This is a genomic window from Bradyrhizobium barranii subsp. barranii (genome assembly GCF_017565645.3).
GTDB classification, from domain to species: domain Bacteria; phylum Pseudomonadota; class Alphaproteobacteria; order Rhizobiales; family Xanthobacteraceae; genus Bradyrhizobium; species Bradyrhizobium barranii.
The window spans coordinates 3,056,423-3,074,826 of sequence record NZ_CP086136.1; the positions used below are offsets into that span (position 1 = coordinate 3,056,423).

Annotated in this window: 16 protein-coding genes and 4 pseudogenes; 13 read left to right on the forward strand and 7 right to left on the reverse strand. The window is 59.6% G+C overall.

Annotated features, from left to right (window positions below):
* Positions 1-69: 69 nt before the first annotated feature.
* From J4G43_RS14735 to J4G43_RS14780, 10 genes and pseudogenes are all read left to right on the forward strand, one after another.
* Positions 70-438 (forward strand): Rieske (2Fe-2S) protein, encoded by a 369-nt coding sequence (locus J4G43_RS14735; protein WP_100213550.1) that lies wholly within the window; start codon positions 70-72, stop codon positions 436-438.
* A 75-nt stretch (positions 439-513) separates the two neighbouring features.
* Positions 514-1,212, forward strand: a complete 699-nt coding sequence (locus tag J4G43_RS14740) for a FadR/GntR family transcriptional regulator (RefSeq protein WP_018273767.1) — start codon at positions 514-516, stop codon at positions 1,210-1,212.
* Positions 1,213-1,395: 183 nt separating this feature from the next.
* The gene (locus tag J4G43_RS14745; protein WP_018273766.1) at positions 1,396-2,373 is read left to right on the forward strand and encodes an ornithine cyclodeaminase family protein; all 978 of its coding nucleotides are present in this window, start codon (positions 1,396-1,398) and stop codon (positions 2,371-2,373) included.
* Between the two features lie 123 nt (positions 2,374-2,496).
* Complete coding sequence (locus J4G43_RS14750; protein ID WP_018273765.1) at positions 2,497-3,465, forward strand: dihydrodipicolinate synthase family protein; 969 nt, start codon at positions 2,497-2,499, stop codon at positions 3,463-3,465.
* Between the two features lie 13 nt (positions 3,466-3,478).
* A complete protein-coding gene (locus J4G43_RS14755) occupies positions 3,479-4,906 on the forward strand; it encodes an NAD-dependent succinate-semialdehyde dehydrogenase (RefSeq protein ID WP_208085224.1) in 1,428 nt (475 codons plus the stop codon).
* 89 nt (positions 4,907-4,995) lie between these two features.
* A complete protein-coding gene (locus tag J4G43_RS14760) occupies positions 4,996-6,129 on the forward strand; it encodes an FAD-dependent oxidoreductase (protein ID WP_208085225.1) in 1,134 nt (377 codons plus the stop codon).
* A 132-nt stretch (positions 6,130-6,261) separates the two neighbouring features.
* Entirely contained in the window at positions 6,262-7,467 is a 1,206-nt protein-coding gene (locus J4G43_RS14765; protein ID WP_051393982.1) for an MFS transporter, read from the forward strand.
* 171 nt (positions 7,468-7,638) lie between these two features.
* Entirely contained in the window at positions 7,639-7,899 is a 261-nt protein-coding gene (locus J4G43_RS14770) for a helix-turn-helix domain-containing protein (protein ID WP_018273761.1), read from the forward strand.
* A gap of 374 nt (positions 7,900-8,273) precedes the next feature.
* A pseudogene (locus J4G43_RS14775) lies at positions 8,274-9,401 on the forward strand (IS3 family transposase).
* A 219-nt stretch (positions 9,402-9,620) separates the two neighbouring features.
* Complete coding sequence (locus tag J4G43_RS14780) at positions 9,621-9,917, forward strand: transporter family protein (protein ID WP_208085226.1); 297 nt, start codon at positions 9,621-9,623, stop codon at positions 9,915-9,917.
* Positions 9,918-9,927: 10 nt separating this feature from the next.
* On the opposite strand, the pseudogene J4G43_RS14785 reads toward J4G43_RS14780, so the two are convergent.
* Positions 9,928-11,036: pseudogene (locus tag J4G43_RS14785) on the reverse strand (IS630 family transposase).
* Positions 11,037-11,145: 109 nt separating this feature from the next.
* Here J4G43_RS14785 and J4G43_RS55935 point away from each other — a divergent pair.
* Together J4G43_RS55935 and J4G43_RS14790 are read left to right on the forward strand one after the other, a co-directional pair.
* Complete coding sequence (locus J4G43_RS55935) at positions 11,146-11,325, forward strand: transporter (RefSeq protein ID WP_080650462.1); 180 nt, start codon at positions 11,146-11,148, stop codon at positions 11,323-11,325.
* A 9-nt stretch (positions 11,326-11,334) separates the two neighbouring features.
* Positions 11,335-12,086, forward strand: a pseudogene (locus J4G43_RS14790) (IS6 family transposase).
* Positions 12,087-12,203: 117 nt separating this feature from the next.
* Here the strand turns inward: J4G43_RS14790 and J4G43_RS14795 are convergent.
* From J4G43_RS14795 to J4G43_RS14805, 3 genes are all read right to left on the reverse strand, one after another.
* The gene (locus J4G43_RS14795) at positions 12,204-13,079 is read right to left on the reverse strand and encodes a beta-keto acid cleavage family enzyme (RefSeq protein ID WP_018273757.1); all 876 of its coding nucleotides are present in this window, start codon (positions 13,077-13,079) and stop codon (positions 12,204-12,206) included.
* 23 nt (positions 13,080-13,102) lie between these two features.
* The gene (locus tag J4G43_RS14800; RefSeq protein WP_028182026.1) at positions 13,103-13,636 is read right to left on the reverse strand and encodes a cupin domain-containing protein; all 534 of its coding nucleotides are present in this window, start codon (positions 13,634-13,636) and stop codon (positions 13,103-13,105) included.
* Positions 13,637-13,712: 76 nt separating this feature from the next.
* A complete protein-coding gene (locus J4G43_RS14805; protein WP_018273755.1) occupies positions 13,713-14,711 on the reverse strand; it encodes a fumarylacetoacetate hydrolase family protein in 999 nt (332 codons plus the stop codon).
* A gap of 174 nt (positions 14,712-14,885) precedes the next feature.
* On the opposite strand from J4G43_RS14805, the gene J4G43_RS14810 reads away from it, so the two are divergent.
* Entirely contained in the window at positions 14,886-15,560 is a 675-nt protein-coding gene (locus J4G43_RS14810; RefSeq protein ID WP_228411352.1) for a TetR/AcrR family transcriptional regulator, read from the forward strand.
* Positions 15,561-15,581: 21 nt separating this feature from the next.
* Here the strand turns inward: J4G43_RS14810 and J4G43_RS14815 are convergent, their stop codons facing one another.
* From J4G43_RS14815 to J4G43_RS14825, 3 genes and pseudogenes are all read right to left on the reverse strand, one after another.
* Positions 15,582-16,067, reverse strand: coding sequence for a PaaI family thioesterase (locus J4G43_RS14815; RefSeq protein WP_208085227.1), 486 nt, complete (start codon positions 16,065-16,067; stop codon positions 15,582-15,584).
* Positions 16,068-16,091: 24 nt separating this feature from the next.
* Entirely contained in the window at positions 16,092-17,315 is a 1,224-nt protein-coding gene (locus tag J4G43_RS14820) for an MFS transporter (RefSeq protein ID WP_208085228.1), read from the reverse strand.
* A 103-nt stretch (positions 17,316-17,418) separates the two neighbouring features.
* Positions 17,419-18,181: pseudogene (locus tag J4G43_RS14825) on the reverse strand (IS6 family transposase).
* Between the last annotated feature and the right edge of the window lie 223 nt (positions 18,182-18,404).

An 18,404-nucleotide genomic window follows, 5' to 3' on the forward strand; every position in this document is an offset into this window, starting at 1 on the left:
TGCGGAAATTTCCTCTACCGCTGCGCGGGGCCTGATTTGAGCGCGGACAAAACGAAGCCGCTAACCAAAGTGCTATGCTGTCTTTCGGATCTGGAGGACGGTGAGGCTCGCGGGTTCGACCCTTTCAAAATAGGGCGCGACACCGTGTTCGTCGTGCGCAGGAGCGACAAGGTCTATGCCTATCGGGACGTATGTCCGCACTATGGCAGCACGCCGCTTCCCTGGAAGAAGAACGCTTATCTGACCAGAGACGCGCAGCACATCTTCTGCAGCGCGCATGGGGCAACGTTCGATATTGAAACCGGCACTTGCACACTGGGCCCGTGCCTGGGCCAATCGCTGACCTCAGTGCAGATCGCGATCTCCCAGGCGGGGGAGATCCGGCTTTTCCTCGAACCGGAGGAGGGCCCGATCCGCACACCGGTTGCCACCGGCTGACCCCTCTGATCGCGATCACGTTCGCTCAGAAAGCTCGGCCTTGTCATTCGGCTGGAATTGGTTGATATTGGGCGGATGAATGAAATCTCTGATTCCCGTCAACCCGCCATCGAAATCCTCCGGAGCTATCTGAAGGAGCGCGGCTTCCGCCCCAACGAACAATTGCCCCCCGAGCGCCAGCTCGCCGACGACCTGAACCTGACCCGTAGTCGCCTGCGCACGTCTCTGGCAAGGCTTGAACGTGAGGGAGTGATCTGGAGGCATGTCGGGCAGGGTACGTTCATGAGCGCGCGGGCGGAAGCGCAGGGCTTGGCTCAGTTTACGGACGCCGGCCCAACCCTGGAAACCAACCCAGCTGAGATCCTGGAGACCAGGCTTACGCTAGAGCCGCAGATCGCCTTCCTTGCGGCGCAGCGCGCGACTGGCAGTGATGTCGAAAGGATCAAGGGAATCCTCGAAACATCGAAGGAAATAGAGGCTTGGGAGGAGTGGCGCGAACTCGACAAGGCGTTTCACCTCGCCATCGCGCAGGCTTCCAAGAACCAGCTGCTGCTGAAAATTCTGGTGATGATTCAGGAAAGCCAGACCCAGAGAAATTGGGGGCGGCTCTCCGACTTGCCGTCCGCGATTGCTAGGCGCAGCCATATTACGCACGAGCATGATGCGATCTTTCACGCCATCCAGTCGCGAGAAGCTCGCGATGCTGCGGTTCTCATGCGCCGACATCTCGAGGAAGTGCGCAAGGCCCTGCTGGGCCCGTTCGCGCCGATCTGACCCCAAACGTAAGCCTCGCAGTATCCTTGTATCGGCATCGGGCCCCGTGCCCGCCGATTGCTATTCCGATTGGGCCAACGCTCAAATTGGTTGATTGACTCTTCCAAATTGGTCGATTATTGATCTTAATTGGGTGGTAATTGGTTATACAAGGATTGGGCCTTGACGGTATCAAATGCGGCCGTGAGCTTCGTGCCGGCCTCGGCAGTTTTGGAAATCCTGGATTGGAAACAGGTCATCGAAAGCCTGTCTCGCGCCTATTCCGTGCCGCACGGGCCGATGGTCAGTCCGCTTCGGACGGTGGCGCGGAATGGCCGGATTTGGCTCAGAAGCCTGACGGCGATTCCACCGGGCGCTCGCTTCATGGGCGGCAAGCTGTTCGGCATGGGGCCGAAGCCGGCGATCAACTATCTGATCCCACTGTTTGAGCAGGAAACCGGCGAGCTCCGCGCGCTTGTCGATGGAGCGTTCATCACCAGCTTCCGCACCGCCTCTACCTCCGCGGCAGCCCTCGACGTGCTCGCACCGAAAGAGGATTTGGTCATTGGCATGATTGGTAGCGGCCAGGAGGCCGTAGCCCACGCCCGCGCCATTCACGCCATTCGCAGGATTGGCGAGCTGCGCATCTTTAGCCCCACGCCGGAAAGCAGGGCACGCTTTGCAAAAACATTTCAGGCCGAGACCGGCGTCACTTGCGTCGCGGCAGATACGCCTGAGGATGCCGTAAGGCCGGCGACCCTCGTGGTCGCGGCAGCGCGCTCGCGCGACGAGTCACCAATCCTGTACGGTGACTGGCTGGATAATTGCCGGGCCGTGGTCTCGGTCGGATCCACGGTCCCCGAACAGCGCGAAATCGACACCAGCGTGGTCGCGCGTTCTGATCTGATCGTGTGCGATGTGCTTGAGGAAGTCATGCACGAAACGGGTGACATGATCGCGGCGAAAAAAGCGGGCGTCAGCTTCGAACAGAAATGCGTATCGCTCAACGATCTCTTGTGCGGAAAGGTCGCGGACAGGGTCAGAAGTGCGAGCATGCCGATGTTCAAGAGCGTCGGCGCCGGTATCCAGGACATCGTCTGCGCCGAGCTTGCTTATGAGCTTGCCGACAAAGCCCGTCGTCTCGTTCCGTTGCCGATCGAGTTCTACAGGAAGACGATCTAGCGCAGAGCTCTGCGTCTCTCTTGGTGGAGTGTTGAGACTGGCCGTGCATGTTCGGCAGTCCGGGAGGAGATAGAAGTGGCCTCTTATTCGAAAAATGAAACACGCGGCTGGACTCGCGAAAGGATGATCGGTGCTGTGAACTGCACCATCCCTTCCTTCACCGGGGACATGAACGGCATCAACGAAACGGCGATTCGCCACGATGTCGCGCTCGCCAAGAAGCACGGCTTCGTCGGGTCGCTTGCCATCGGTGAAGTCAACATCACGCTTCCCGAATACGTCGATTTCGTCCGGATCATGAAGGAGGAGGCCGGCAAGGACTTCTACGTCATGCATCATGCAAGCTGGAATACACTCGAGCAGAACATCGAGGCCGTGCAGCTCGCTGAGCGTGCCGGAGCTGACTACGTGCTCCTGACCTATCCCGCAAACTTTTATCCGCAGTCCGAAGATGAGATCTTCCAATACACCAAGGCGTTCTGTGATGCGACGAATCTCGGTGTCCTGCTGTTTCCGATGGCGATCTGGGGATTTTCTCGGCTGCATCCGGCCGACATCTCATCGAGTGTGATCCGGCGGATGCTGGACGCCTGCCCCAACATCGGCGCCATCAAGGCGGAGGGCGGCCATCCCTCGATCATGAGCGTGATCGAATGCCATCGGCTGTTCGGCGAAGAAGTGGTGATCTCGATGCCGCTGGAATGGGATCTCATCCCGTTGTCACAGCTATTTCCAATCCAGCTCTCGGCGACTTCGGACCACGAGTTCTGGGGCCCGCTGATCCCGCACGTCATGAAGCTGCTACGCGAGCGCAAGTTCGACGAGGCGACCGAAATCTACTGGCGTATGCATCCGGCACGCAAGGTGAAGAACCAGATGACCCAGTCGATGACGGGTGCGTTCATGCTGAACCGCATGCAGTGGAAATTTCAGGGTTGGTTGCAGGGCTACAATGGTGGCCCATTGCGCGGGCCGACGCCGAGGTTGCACGAAAATCACATGCTTGCGCTGCGCAACGCGCAACGGGCCTCAGGTCTTAATCCCAGTGAGGATCCGCTCCACGAGTACTTCATAGGCCGCAGTCCCTCCTGATCAGGACGAGGACATGACGATTGCCAGGAAATATCAGTCCGGCCGCCACCCGATCCTGATCGGAGATTGGCGGGATAGCGAAACCGGCGCGACGATCGAGGTCCGAAATCCCTCGAATGATGAAGTGATTGCCCATGTCGCCAACGCCAGCGTGGCCGACGCGCTTGCTGCCGTAGATGCCGCCGCGGCCGCCGCGCCGGCGTGGGCCGCCGCGTCGCCGCGCCAAAGAGCCGAAATCCTGCGCAAATGCTTCGAACTGATGATCGCAGAGGAGAGGGAGCTGGCGCGCCTGATCTCTCTCGAAAATGGCAAGGCTTACTCAGACGCGCTAGGGGAGGTACGCTACGCTGCCGAGTTCTTTCGCTGGTACAGCGAGGAAACGCCGAGGATCATCGGCGAGATGAGCTTGGCGCCTTCGGGGCAGAACCATATTCTCGTATCCTATGAGCCCGTAGGCATTGCCGTCCTTGTGACGCCCTGGAATTTCCCCGCGGCCATGGCCACGCGCAAGATGGCGCCGGCCCTTGCAGCCGGCTGCACCTGCGTGCTCAAGCCTGCGACGGAAACGCCGCTGACCGCACTCGCGGTGAAGGCGGGTGTCCCAAAGGGCGCGATCAATGTGATCGTGACCTCTCAGTCGGGCAAGTCGGTTGGTGCGATGTTGCACGACCCGCGCGTGCGGACTGTCTCGTTCACCGGCTCAACCGAGGTCGGTCGTATTCTGCTGAGAGAGGCCGCCGACCAGGTTCTCACCACGTCGATGGAGCTTGGTGGCAACGCCCCGTTCCTGGTTTGCCATGACGCGAACCTCAACGCCGCGCTCGACGGCGCCATGGTCGCGAAGATGCGCAACGGCGGAGAAGCATGCACGGCGGCAAACAGGTTCTATGTCGCGCGCAATCTCTACGAGGACTTCACTCAAGGGCTGGCCAGACGGATGTCGGGGCTCAAGATCGGTGATGGGGTCGACGAAGATACGCAGCTCGGCCCAATGGTGAATGCCGAGGCGGTGTTGAAGATCGACGAGCTCGTCCGGGATGCCATCGCGCGCGTCGTTACCGGCGGGCACCGGCTCAATCGCGCAGGCCATTTTTATGCACCCACAGTACTCGCCGACGTCCCTGAGGATGCAGCCATCCTGAAGAACGAAATCTTCGGACCCGTTGCGCCCATCGTGCCGTTCGACGACGAGGCGCACGCCATGAAACTTGCCAACGACACCGAATTCGGACTGATCTCCTATTTGTACACCGAGGATTTGAAGCGAGGTTTGCGCCTGTCGGGGCAAATGCAGAGCGGCATGGTTGCGCTCAACAGGGGGCTGGCAACTGACCCTGCCGCGCCCTTCGGCGGCAGCAAGGCAAGCGGTCTGGGGCGCGAAGGTTCGACCGAAGGCATCAAGGAATATCTCGAAACCAAGTACATCGCGGTCTCGCTGTAACGAGCGACAAGGAGCCGTTTGCTGATCATTGCGTGGCCCGTGTAGGACCGGGAGCCAAAAAAATAGAATACCACGAGAAGGAGGATAACATGGGCGCGGTGAAGAAGGCTTTCGTCGTGGGCGGCGGGATTGGCGGCTTGACGGTCGCCCATGCGCTTCAGCGGATAGGCGTATCCACCAGAGTCATTGAAATGGGCGACAGGCATGACCGGATCGGCACCGGCATTACGCTGCTTGGGAATGCCTTGCGGGCACTCGCCGAACTGGGATTGGTGGATGCTTGCCTCGAAGGCGGCCATGGTTGGGACATCGTGTCGGTGCGCGATGGTGCCGGAACGGTCCTGAGCGAGCAATCCTCGCCAAGAATTTGGGACCCCAATCGTCCGGCTGCGCTGGGGATCATGCGCCCGCGTTTGGGGCAGGTCCTGGAGGACTTTGCGACGAAGAGCGGCGCGAAGATCGATTTCAATACAACGGTCACCCAGATTGACCAGGACGATGATGGGGTGACGGTTCATCTATCGAACGGCGAGACAGATCGCGCCGATCTGCTGATCGCCGCGGATGGCGCTTATTCGAAGATACGCCAGAAAATCTTCGGCGAAGAGTTCAAGCCGCATTATGCCGGCCAGGGGGTGTGGCGTTACACGGTCTCCCGCACCCAGTCCATGAATGGCTTCGTCCTATACCGTCTTCCGACAGGTCGAATGGTGGGCTCGCTGCCGCTGTCGAAGGAATTGTGCTATCTGTTCTTCCTGGAAAGCACGGATGAAAAGCTTCGTGTCCCGCAAGATCAGGTGTGCGATTATCTCCGTAACCTGCTCACCCCCTTTACGGCGCCCGAACTGGTCGCGGCTGCTGAAATGGTCGGCGTGGACAAGCACATAAGCTACCGCCCATTCGATGTCTTGATGATGCCGGCTCCCTGGCACTGCGGCCGGGTCGTGCTGCTGGGCGATGCGGCCCATTCACTGACGCCGCAAATGACGTCTGGCGGCGGTATGGCGATTGAGGATGCGCTGGTTCTCTCTCAGGAACTGGATCGGAACGACGATCTGGAGACTGCGCTCGTGAGCTATTGCCGTCGGCGCGAGGAAAGGGCCAGGCGCGTCTACGACATCGCATACGCCATTTGCCGGGAAGAGCGCAAACCGGAGCATGGTCGGGACTATTCGATGGGCCTTCTTCGCGAAGGCTACGCGTTCCTGGCCGCGCCTGTCTGATTGCGGGTAGGCGAAGTCGAACCGGAATCAACGGACGTCGCTTCCACGGTGATAGGGCCCATCCGAGGACAGAAGGCAAACTCCGTCACTTAACTTCGGCCTACGACAAATAAATCACGAGAGGGGGAATGCATGACAAGGCAAGCGGGCTCGTTGCAGGGATGGATCTTGACGTCTGCTCCATGGATGACGGTTTTTGGGGTGGTTCTGTTGTCGCCGGTCCTGCCGTTCATGATGAAAGAGTTTGCGCAGCACCCGAATGCGCAGGTATTGGTTACGACGGTACTTGCCGGCCCTGCGTTGATCATCGCGCTGCTGTCTCCTTTCGTAGGCGTTTTGGTCAAGCGCGTCGGACGCAAGAATGCCCTGATAGCGGCTATTGTCGTTTACGCTATCGCGGGATCGGCGCCGGTCTGGCTCAATGATATCTACCATATCATTGCCAGCCGCATGATCGTCGGCGCGACCGAGGCGGTACTGACGGCGGTGGCCACTGTCTTGACGGTGGACTACTTCTCTGGCCGGGCGCGAGAGCGGTGGCTGGCATTCCAATTCGGCTCTGCATCGGTGATTGCGGTGATCGCGTTCGGCCTAGGTGGTGCTTTGGGCGGGCTGGCGTGGGGGTGGCACACCCCCTTTCTTGTCTATGGCTTCATGATCCTGCTGTTGCCGCTCTTCATTTTCTTCCTCTGGGAGCCAACTCAGCCGATCGATCGGCTTACGGACGAAGCCAAACAATCAGCGCCGTTCCCTTGGCTGCACATTGCGCCGCTTTGGTTGATGACGATGCTCTCATCCATCGCATTCTACGTTGTGCCGGTCCAGCTCAGCTTCGTGCTTAATTCTCGCGGGCTTGCAACGCCCGAGAGTATTGGTTTGGCGAGTGCCATCGCCAACCTCGGTGTTCCGCTGGGCTCCTATCTTTTCCAGGCCTTCGCGCGACAGCCGGTGATGCGCCTCCTGACCTCGGGTCTCGTGTTGTTCGCGGCTGGATTTGCGATCGTTGCCGCTGCCGGAACTCCTCAGCTCACGGTCGTTGGTGCGTTCATCGCATGCATTGGTGGCGGCCTCGTCATCCCGCTTCACCTGACGTGGATCATGTCCAGGCTTCCTTTCGAACAGCGCGGGCTGGGTGCTGGCGGATTCTCCGGTGCGTTCTATGTCGGGCAATTCTTCAGCCCGATCGTTGCCGGTATTCTTGCTGCGGGAGCAGGCGGACTTGACGCTGCGATCGGCATACTGGGATGGACCGCCGCCGCAGCCGCCATCATCGCTCTGGTCTACGGCCTGACACGGCTGGGCGGGACTATCCGACTTGAACTGGCAGAAGCAAAGTAGGGCGTGGTGAATGAGCGCGCGGGCATTGATCGATCACTGCCATTGGCGACTGGAGGCAGCCGATCATGCCCGCCACTGTCCGCGTATTCCGTGCGCATCGCCCACGACGTCTACGAAGCAAGGCATGTGATGAACGCCACAGAGCGCTTGTTCTTGAAGGTGACCTAGCCGATGTTGGTGATCGCGCGTCAAATCAAAGCTGCGCGGTCGCTCCTCGGTTGGGAGCAGCACGATCTCGCGGCGCGATCAGGCGTGGCGATCTCGACGATACGCCGGCTCGAAGGCTTCAAGGATGCGCCGTTGGGCGCGCATGTCGAGACGCTCACGAAGATAAGTCGGGCATTCGAAGCAGCAGGAATCGAATTTCTGAACGGCCCAGGGCCGGGAGTGAAGCTTTCTGCCGAGCCGTCAGTAAACAAGCTGGCGGAATGAGGTGGGCGCAGAGCCACAAGCCGGCGCTTCAAGTATATCATGTCGTATCGCAGAACCGAATGCTTGTATCTCAAATACAAACTAGTGTGATTACTGTAATTAACTGGATTATTTGAATATTCCATCGCGTCATCTATTGATGACGCGTGATTTTTGTACTGCTCTACCCCCGCAATCCGCTTGGCGGATACTGGCAAAGAGTCCGTTGAAACGGGATATTTGGAAACGCGGGAGGGGGAATGATGAAGAAACGCAACGTGGCCGTGATGGTCGGAACGCTGACGTTAGAGCTGGCCCCGCAAATTCGGACAGTAGCTTGAGTGGATTTTCTGCCTGACAGCGGCGAGGATTCTTGCTGCGAATCAGGAGCGAAGATGACGAAGAAGAGCCGCCGGACGCATTCTCCGGCATTCAAGGCGAAGGTTGCTTTGGCTGCGGTCAAAGGCGACAAGACACTGGCGGAGCTGGCGCAACTGTTTGATGTTCATCCGAACCAGATCACGATCTGGAAAAACCAGCTCCTGGAAGGCGCCGCCGGCGTGTTTGGGCATGACAAGACATCGGCCGAGACGCCGGTCGATTTAAGGCGTTACATGCCAAGATCGGCGAGCTGGCGTTGGAAAACGATTTTTTGTCCGGCGCGCTCACCAAGGCGGGCCTGCTGAGCGCAAAGCGATGATCGACCGCGATCATGATCTTTCTATCGTGCGCCAGGCGAAGGTCCTGAAGCTGGCTCGCAGCACGGTCTACTATGAACCTCGGCCAGTTTCGGCCGAGGACCTTGCCTTGATGCGTCGGCTCGATGAGCTGCATCTCGATTATCCCTTCGCGGGAGCGCGTATGCTGCGATCGTTGCTGCGGCGGGAGGCGTATACTCCGGTCGCCGCCACATCGCGACGCTGATGAAGCGCATGCGGATCGAGGCGGTCTATCGTCGCCCGAACACGAGCAAGCCGGCTCCGGGTCACAAGATCTACCCGTACCTGTTGCGCGGATTGAAGATCGAGCGGCCCGACCATGCGTGGGAAATGGACATCACCTACATTCCGATGCGGCGTGGCTTCGTCTATCTCGCGGCGGTCGTCGATGTGTTCAGCCGACGGGTCCTGGCCCATCGCGTCTCGATCACAATGGAGGCGGCCTTCTGCGTCGAAGCGGTCCAGGAGGCGTTGGCGAAGCACGGCAGGCCCGAGATTTTCAACACGGATCAGGGCAGCCAGTTCACCAGCCTCGAGTTCACCGATGTGCTGCTGGACGCGAAGATCGCCATCAGCATGGACGGCAAGGGCGCCTGGCGCGACAACGTGTTTGTCGAGCGGCTCTGGCGCACGGTCAAATACGAAGAAGTATATCTCCGCGCCTACGACAGCGTGTCCGAGGCGCGAGCGTCAATTGCCAAGTATCTGGCCTTCTACAATCAGGGACGCCCTCACTCGAGCCTTGACGGGCGCACGCCCGACGAGGCTTACTTCGGCACGCAAGCTATGGTGATGGCCGCATGACCGTCGCCGACGGTTTTGTCGTCGCTCTGGTCGGGCTACGCCCTCCCGACGCAACGACAAAACCGTAAAGCCCCGCGTTCAGCATAACCCGGCAGGAATCCACTTAAATCCAGCGGGGCGCTGTCCAAACAACCGGGGCCAGCTCTGTTGTCAGCTGTTGCTACGGTGGCCAATGCGTATGAGTTTGGATCGTCCGGTTGGGCTCAAAAGCCCGGGATCGTGCTTGGAGCTGCCGCCGCGGCGCCGCCGCCTGGCCTCTACGGATTCGATCAGGTGTTCACCTATCAGTCGAACCTGGTCGGTCCAGGAGCCCCGGTTAATCCCGGAGGAGCGTCGACCGGCGTGAAAGCCGATGTCTTCGCGCAAGGCCTGCTCTGGGTGCCCGGCTGGAATTTCCTCGGCGCGACCTATGACGTTGTTGGCGTGGTGCCATTCATTTCGGCGAGCGTTGGTCCTCCGATGGACGCCAACCCCTCGGGCATGCACAACATGTTTCTAGCCAACGAATTGAGCTAGTCACGTGAATCTAAAGTTCGCTACATAAAGTCTGCTGGGCTCTGTGGCAGAAGCGTTTGACGGAAGCCAAGATCTGGTCTGCGGACTTGGTCCATTTGAAGGGCTTCGGGTTATTGTTGTGCAGTTCGATGAAGGTACGGATGTCGGCCTCGAGCTGCCTGACGGAGGTGTGAACACCTCGCTGGATCTGCTTTCTGGTGAGTTCAGCGAACCAGCGCTCGATCTGATTGATCCATGACGTGGAAGTCGGCGTGAAGTGGACATGATAGTGCGGCCGGCGAGCGAGCCACGCTTTGATCTTGGGTGTCTTGTGGGTGGCGTAGTTGTCCATGACGATATGGACAGCGAGCCCCTCAGGGATTTGAGCGTCGATCTCTTTGAGGAACTTCAAGAACTCGACCGCCCGATGGCGCTTGTAGCATTTGCCAATGACAAAGCCGGAAGCGACATCGAGCGCGGCAAACAGCGTGGTCGTACCATGCCGCACATAGCTGTGCGTGCGACGTTCCGGCACCCCGGCATCATCGGCAAGACCGGCTGCTCGCGATCGAGTGCCTGGATCTGGCTTTTCTCATCGACGCTGAGGACAACGGCTCGGGTCGGTGGAGACAGGTAAAGCCCGACAATATCGCGGACCTTGTCGACGAACAGTGGATCGCTCGACAGTTTAAATGTCTGGCTGCGGTGAGGCTGCACGCCGAACGCCGCCCACATTCGGCGGATCGTGGTGTGAGAAAAGCCAGCTTCCGCAGCCATCGAGCGGATCGCCCAGTGCGTCGCGTCGCGCGGCGTCGTACGCAATGTCCGCTCGATTACCTCAGCAACCTGATCGTCGTCGATGGTTCGAGGGCGGCCAGGGCGGGCTTCGTCAAGCAGGCCATCACAGCGATCCTTCAAGAATCGGCGGCGCCACTTGCCAACGGTGTGTTCATGGATGCCAAGTTCGGCAGCCACAGACTTGCTTGGCAGACCATCTGCACACCGCAGGATCGCGCGGCACCGCTCAGATAGCGATCGGGCTACACGATGACGACGAACTTGCCTCTCCAAGTACGCCCGCTCCTGCGCACTCAGCACTAACGGCGCAATCGGCCGGCCCCGCACACCTGCATTCGCCACTAGCACTCTGCTCTCTAGAGATTCGAGCTATCAACTAATGTGACGAACTTGCGTTCCAGATGACTAGAGACTCGGCGATAGCGGGTTCTTCGTCAAAGCCGCTCTGGGCATGTATATACCCACCGGCACTTTGCAGGGACCTGCGGGGCTCTCCAATGTGGGGGATCCGTGGTGGACCTTTCAACCCAACCTGGCCTTCTCCTACCTGAAGGATGGATGGAATCTCACGGTCAACGTGTTCGACGAGAGGTACCGTCAAGTTAACGAATTGGAGCGGCCAAGGGGATAGACGAGCGGCATGCCGATCGCCCGGGACCCTCTTTATCGCCGCCATCGCTTCCCACCGGAAGTGATCAGCTATGCCGTTTGGTTGTATTTCCGGTTTCCCTTAAGCTTGCGCATGGTCGAGGAAATGCTGGCGGCGCGTGGCATTGGCGTGACCTATGAAACCGTGCGCCAGTGGGTACGGAAATTCGGCAAGCCGTTCTCCGATCGGATCCGCCAGCGCGCACCCGCTCGCGGTGACAAATGGCATCTGGACGAAGTCGTTATCTCGATCGCGGGCGAACAACATTGCTGTCGACCAGAATGGCTTCGTTCTCGACGTCTTGATCCAGCGCCGAAGAGACTCGCGCGCTGCCCAGCGGCTCATGAAGAAGCTCTTGAAATCCGCCGGCACGCCGCCGCGCGTGATGATCACGGACAAGCTCCGTTCGTACGGCGCTGCGAGGGCGAAGATGGGCTTTCACGTCGAACATCGCCAGCACAAAGATCTCAACAATCGGGCCGAGAATTCTCATCAGCCGACGCGGCGACGCGAGCGGATCATGAAGCGTTTCAAATCGTCCCATCAGGCTCAACGGTTTCTGTCAGTTCACGATCAGGTCGCGAACCGTTTCCACATCCCCTATCCCGGAACCGTCACTGCTGACTTCCGTCGTGCTTCGCGCGAACGAGCCTTTGCGACTTGGCGCGACATCTCCACGACAAGCGCTATCGCCGAATCTCGAACCTTTGAGAATGGCCTCCTTCGGCTCGGCGGTCGATTAAGTTGATGATGCCCCCCGAACCGGTTTGATCGCTTCACGAAACTGCTCGAGGCTTTTCCGGGTTTCCATCGATCAGCTCTGGACCCTCATTCTCGCACCGTTTTCGCCGGCAAGCGAGTTAGCTGCCGAGCAACAGCTTCCTCGCCTCGCTCGGCGAAGCCGGCCTCGACCCGTGCCGCATCACAATCCGAGCCGCCTCTTCGACAAGCTCCGCGTTGTTCCCGGCGAGCTTACCTTTGGCGATGTAGAGATTGTCCTCGAGGCCGACGCGCACGTGCCCGCCAAGCTCGCACGCTGCGGCGGCGATCTTGAACTGGTCATGCGAAATGCCGAAGGCACTCCAGAGCGCTCCGGATGGCAGCATGCTGCGCATCAGCTGCAGCACATCGGCTTGGGCCGGCGCGCCCCAGGATACGCCGAGACAGAACTGGAAGAAGGTGGGTGCTTTCAGCACCCCAATTTCCAGCAGATGTTTGGCCAATCGTATGTGGCCGAGATCGAAGACCTCAATCTCCGGCTTGATGCCGGCGTCGGATATCGTTCGCCCCATGAACTCGAGATCGCTCACAAGGTTGACCATTGCTATTCGTCCGAAGTTCAACGTCGCCACGTCGAGGCTGCAGATTTCCGGCTTGAGCTTGAGGATATGGTCGAGCCGCTGCTGCGGCGTCATGGGTGGATTGACTCCGGGGGCTGGCTGCAGCCGCAAACCATCTGGGGCATATAGGGAGCCGGGTCCGCTGGTCAGGTTGATGATGACGTCCGTCGATGCCCCCCTGATGCGCTCCACGACCTCCGCGTAAAGTTCGAATTCGACCGACGGTGCGCCCGTCGCGGGGTCGCGCACATGAATGTGGACGACCGCAGCTCCAGCATTCGCCGCGTCAATGGCTTGATCGGCGATCTGCTTTGGCGTGACGGGGACCGCCGGACTCCTGCCGACGGTGTCCCCCGCACCGGTCAGGGCACAGGTAATGATGGTCGGATTGGACATCGAATTGCGCGGCTCCCAGCTTTCTATTGGTGCTCGGCATCGATCAGCACGAACGCGACCCTGGAGATCCGGTCGGAACGATTGGACCACGCATGGTTGGTGCCGCGCTGGATCAATACATCGCCGGGCCGCATCAGCGTCTCGCCCTCGTCGAGCAAGGCCCAGATCTCTCCTTCCAGCACGATCGCGTAGTCGAGCGTATGCGTCTTGTGGAAGAAGAAGTGCCGCGCCTTGGTGTCGAAGGCTTCGGGGCTGCCGATCCCCGCCCTGAACTTCTCGAGCTCGTCGCGAGAGTAGAGGCTGTCCGGCGGGAATTCGGCGATACGCAGAACGTTCCCTCCGGCTGGAGGCTCGATGGCGAGCTTGCGATCCCCTGGAGCGGGTTCCTCCTGCTGCACGATGTCCGCGGGAGTTTTGTCGGCAACCCAGATTACGGTTCCTGCCAACCCCGGTGTCCCCGGCACAACATGCACGTTGGGTGCTGCACCATCCGAGACAATGACTGACCGGCCATCGGCGCGATGGCCGGTCACGATACGGCGAACGGGTTTTGCCATGATGATGTAATTCTCGATTGGATCTGAGCGGGTTGGGTTCGGGCGCTCCTGCCCTGACTAGGCTGTCCCAAGCGGATCACCAGAACTTCTGGCGCCTCTCGGGCCACCAGCGCTTTTCTTCCGGAGGGCCGATCTTGGTGCGGAGCGTACCGATCCGAGAGACCTCGAGTTCAAGGACGTCACCGGCTTCAAGTTTCCGGCCGATCTCCAGGCCGGATCCGTTGCCGACGGTGCCCGAAGCAAACAGGTCTCCCGGCTGCACGTATTCCGAGATCGACATGTAAGCCAGCGACTCACCCGGCGTCCAAATAGTCTCGGCACTATCTCCGCGCGAGCATTCCTTGCCGTTGATGCGAACCGCCATCTCAAGATCATCGAGACGGCCGATCTCATCCATCGTTACGATCCACGGACCGATACCGAAGGCACAATCCTTGCCCTTTCCGGGGCCCATGCCGATCTTCATCTCGAGCTTCTGGATGTCGCGCGCGCTGAAATCGTTGAAGATCGTCACGCCGAAGATCGCCCGCTGCGCCTCGTCGGGCGTCAGGTTGTGGCAGACGCGTCCGACGATGTAGCCAAGCTCCAATTCGTAGTCGAAATAATCGGTATAGAACGGCTTGGGCACTTCGGCATCGTGCCCGACGGCGGTGAACGGGGTACCCTTGAAGTAGCCCGGAATCTCAAGCAGCGCCTCGGTCGGCTCGGCCCCAATGCGCTCGTGGAATTGCTTGATGTGCTTGACGAAGGTGAGGCCATCCCGGATGACCGGCGGATCGATCGCGCTCAGCCAGTTCACGCTTGAGATTGCGGTAGAGGCATCATCGGCGCGCGCCTGTACGGCCTCATGAGCAGCCTCCAGGAAAATGTCGCCAAGACCGATCGCAGCCGACATGCTCCCTGGGAAGATCGCCGACGCCAACCGCTGGGCGCCCTCCTGCGTGGCCCCCTTCGCTTGCCGTCGCAGGATCTCCGCGGTCGCGAGGTCGATGACCCTGCTCTTCGCGGTATCCACCGCGACGAGGCGCGCGACCGATCCGAACGGCGTTCCGACTGAAATTCGTCCGAGCTTCACGTCGTCCTCCTTATTTATTATACGATACGTTTCGTATCGTTTCTGCTGCGGAGAGTCAAGCGGGCCGCTGCCGTCTTTCCGACCGGCCTTAATGGAACTCGTTTGTCGAAGGACGTGACGCCGTGCTACGGAAACGCACTGGCTCGATATCCATTGAATTGCTCGACACTGGCTATGGCATCAACCAAACGCGCTACTGCAGGCGGACCGATGAGTTCTCAAGATACCGAACCATCGGATTCAAGGCCGATCGGAAGACCGCGCGATCTCGCCTCCAAGCGGTCGATTTTGTCGGCCACAATGGGCCTTCTGCAAACGGTCTCGGTCGCCGATCTCGCGATCGAAACAGTGGCGCGCGACGCCAGGGTTTCAAAAGCCACGATCTATCGCTGGTGGGACAGCAAGGGCGCGCTGGTCATCGACGCGTTCATGGAGTCCCATTTCAGCAATACTCCGATGCCAACGGCGGTCGACCCGCGGACCGCTATCAAGCGGCACCTCACCTCCCTCGCGCAATATTTCAGCGGCCGCGCCGGGAAGCTGGTCGTTCAAATCCTGTGCGAAGGCCACGACAACGATGCGCTTTTGGCAGAGTTCAATGAACGGTTCGCGAAGAACCGTCGGCGTCTCGTTCAGGAAACCTTTGAGCGTGGACAGCAGGAGGGACTATTCAGGCGCGGCATCGATGCAGCCTGGGCTGTCGAGATGCTGTACTCGCCGATCTACCGGCGCTTGATCTTCGGCCAGCCGCTGGATGCAGAGTTCATCGAGCTCCTTTGCGGGAGCGTCGACTCTATGTTTTCCACGGATGTCAAGTCCAAGACGTCGCGACAGAAATCAAAAGCATAACTCTCGCTGGACTTCACAATCTCACGCGGTCTCGGCGCCAGCAAATGGCTCGATGCCCGACTTGCGGCGCGCCGCCACGACGGCCAGCGAGGACACAGAGGTGGCCACTGCCTTGCTTTCGCGATCCAGAAGCTGTGCACGCGTGAACACGACGGCCTTTCCGCAGCGTTCGACTTCGGCGACTGCTCTGTATTGGCCCGGCTTAGCCGACCTGAGATACGAGACGTTCATGTTGATCGTTGCAACGGAAAGTCCATCAGCAATTGCCAACAGCGCCGCATAGGCCATGGCGAAGTCGAGCATCATCGCGACCGCGCCCCCGTGAACGACGTCCTCGGCCTGCAAAAATTGCTGACCGACAATAAAGGACAGCTCGATGCGTGGCCCCGCGAGGTCGATTTTTTCGAGGTTGATTTTCAATGATTCGGCAAGGGAGCTCGATTTGACAGCAACCGGCAACCCCTCCCCCGACTGGTATTGACGCAGAAGCTTTTGATCCAGGTTCATTGCTGATTCCAAATCGCTATCGAGTCATGCCACGCTCGGCGCGATCGAACTGTCGCGGAAGACCGAAGATCGACCAATCAGGCAAAGAATGGACGAGACCAGCAGGCAGGTAGCGGCGACAACAAACCATGGCAGGTAGTTGCCGGCCCGATCATAGAGCATCCCGGCCAGGATCGGCCCACCGCCGCCACCGACCGACACCGCGAGAAAAATGCCGCCAAACAGCGTGCTGAAGTGAGCTGGCGGGAAGCGTCTTCCGACCAGGAAAAGAGCGAGATCAAACTCCGAGCCAATGGTGAAACCCATGGCCAGCGTTCCCGGCAAGATCAGCTCCGAGTTGCCCGACGCCAACATGAGCACACCGCAGGCAGACAACAGAAAAATCGCGGCCGCAAGCAGGTTGGTTTCGATGATATCCAGCAGGAATCCTGTAATCAGTCGCCCCGCGATAACAGCAAAGCCTATCAAACCCGCTAGTCCCGCAGCGGCTGCAGCCGGAGTACCGCGGTCAGTCAGCATCGGGACGAAATGGACGATCGTGCCGAAGATTCCCGTCGATGCCAGCAGGAAGATGATGGCGAGCAGCAGAAAGCGTCGATCGGCGTACAGACCCCAGTTCTGCCGTGCCGCGCCGGGCTTGGATCTTTCGTGCCCAGCCTGGCTCTTCAACAGCAGCGCGATGATCGGAATCATGCCGAAAGTCAGTATAGCCAGCCCGATATAGGCTCCCCTCCATCCGTAAGCGTCGAGTAACCGCCTGACCAGCGATGGAAACGTCAGAGCAGCGAGGCCAGGCCCGCAATACACGATCCCGTAGACAAGCCCCAAGCGTCGCGGAAAATTGCCGACGATCATGCGGCCGTAAGAGACGGGAGTCGTCGCGCTACCAAGAACAGCCAGAACGAACGTGAGAAGAAGGAAGCTGACGAGCCCGCCGGTTACCAGACCCAATAAAAGGAACGAAAGCGCTAACGCGCCTCCCGACAAGAGCGCCATTCGAAATGCACCGAACCTGTCCACCAACCGCCCCGCAAAGGGACTAGCCACACCGATGGTCAGTATTCCGATCAGTGGACCGAGAGACGCCATCCCGCGCGTCCAGCCGTACTCGGCGGCAAGCGGCTTCAAGAACAGGCCCGAAGTATAGAAATAGATCGATGAGACGCTCATCATCATGCCGAGCAGGCAACCCACAATCAGATTCCGGCCCCGCCAAAGCTCGCGTCGCGAGCTGATTTCGCCGTCCATCCTTTTCCTCCCAATAGGCCCGTAGCAGGCTTTTTATAGTTATTAAACGTATCGTTTCGAAAATACTTATGTCAAGAGAAGCCCTCCGCGCGGCATCGTCAACTTAATCGACCGCCGAGCCGAAGGAGGCGATTCTCAAAGGTTCGAGATTCGGCGATAGCGCTTGTCGTGGAGATGTCGCGCCAAGTCGCAAAGGCTCGCTCGCGCGAAGCACGACGGAAGTCGGCGGTGACAGCTCCGGGATAGGGGATGTGGAAAAGGTTCGCGACCTGATCGTGAACTGACAGAAACTGTTGAGCCTGACGGGACGATTTGAAACGCTTCATGATCCGCTCGCGTCGCCGCGTCGGCTGATGAGAGTTCTCGGCCCGATTGTTGAGAGCTTTGTGCTGGCGATGTTCGACGTGAAAGCCCATCTTCGCCCTCGCAGCGCCGTACGAACGGAGCTTGTCCGTGATTATCACGCGCGGCGGCGTGCCGGCGGATTTCAAGAGCTTTTTCATGAGCCGCTGGGCAGCGCGCAAGTCTCTTCGGCGCTGGATCAAGACGTCGAGAACGAAGCCATTCTGGTCGACAGCGCGCCAGAGCCAATGTTGTTCGCCCGCGATCGAGATAACGACTTCGTCCAGATGCCATTTGTCACCGCGAGCGGGTGCGCGCTGGCGGATCCGATCGGAGAACGGCTTGCCGAATTTCCGTCCCCACTGGCGCACGGTTTCATAGGTCACGCCAATGCCACGCGCCGCCAGCATTTCCTCGACCATGCGCAAGCTTAAGGGAAACCGGAAATACAACCAAACGGCATAGCTGATCACTTCCGGTGGGAAGCGATGGCGGCGATAAAGAGGGTCCTTGGCAGTCCGCAGGCCGCTCGTCTACCCCGCTTCACGGCCACCTTGGCACTATTTGTCGGCGCACGAGACTCGTATCCGCAACCGGTTCGCTATACGCGGTGGGATCAGGGGCAGGGCGGTCTTGTTTGAAATTCGATTGCGTTCGTTGCGCTCTGGTTGGGGTGTTTCTGGCGTGAAACTGGCTCGGTGATTCCTCATCTCTCCGTCCTCCGCACCAGCGCCAGTGGCTCCCGTA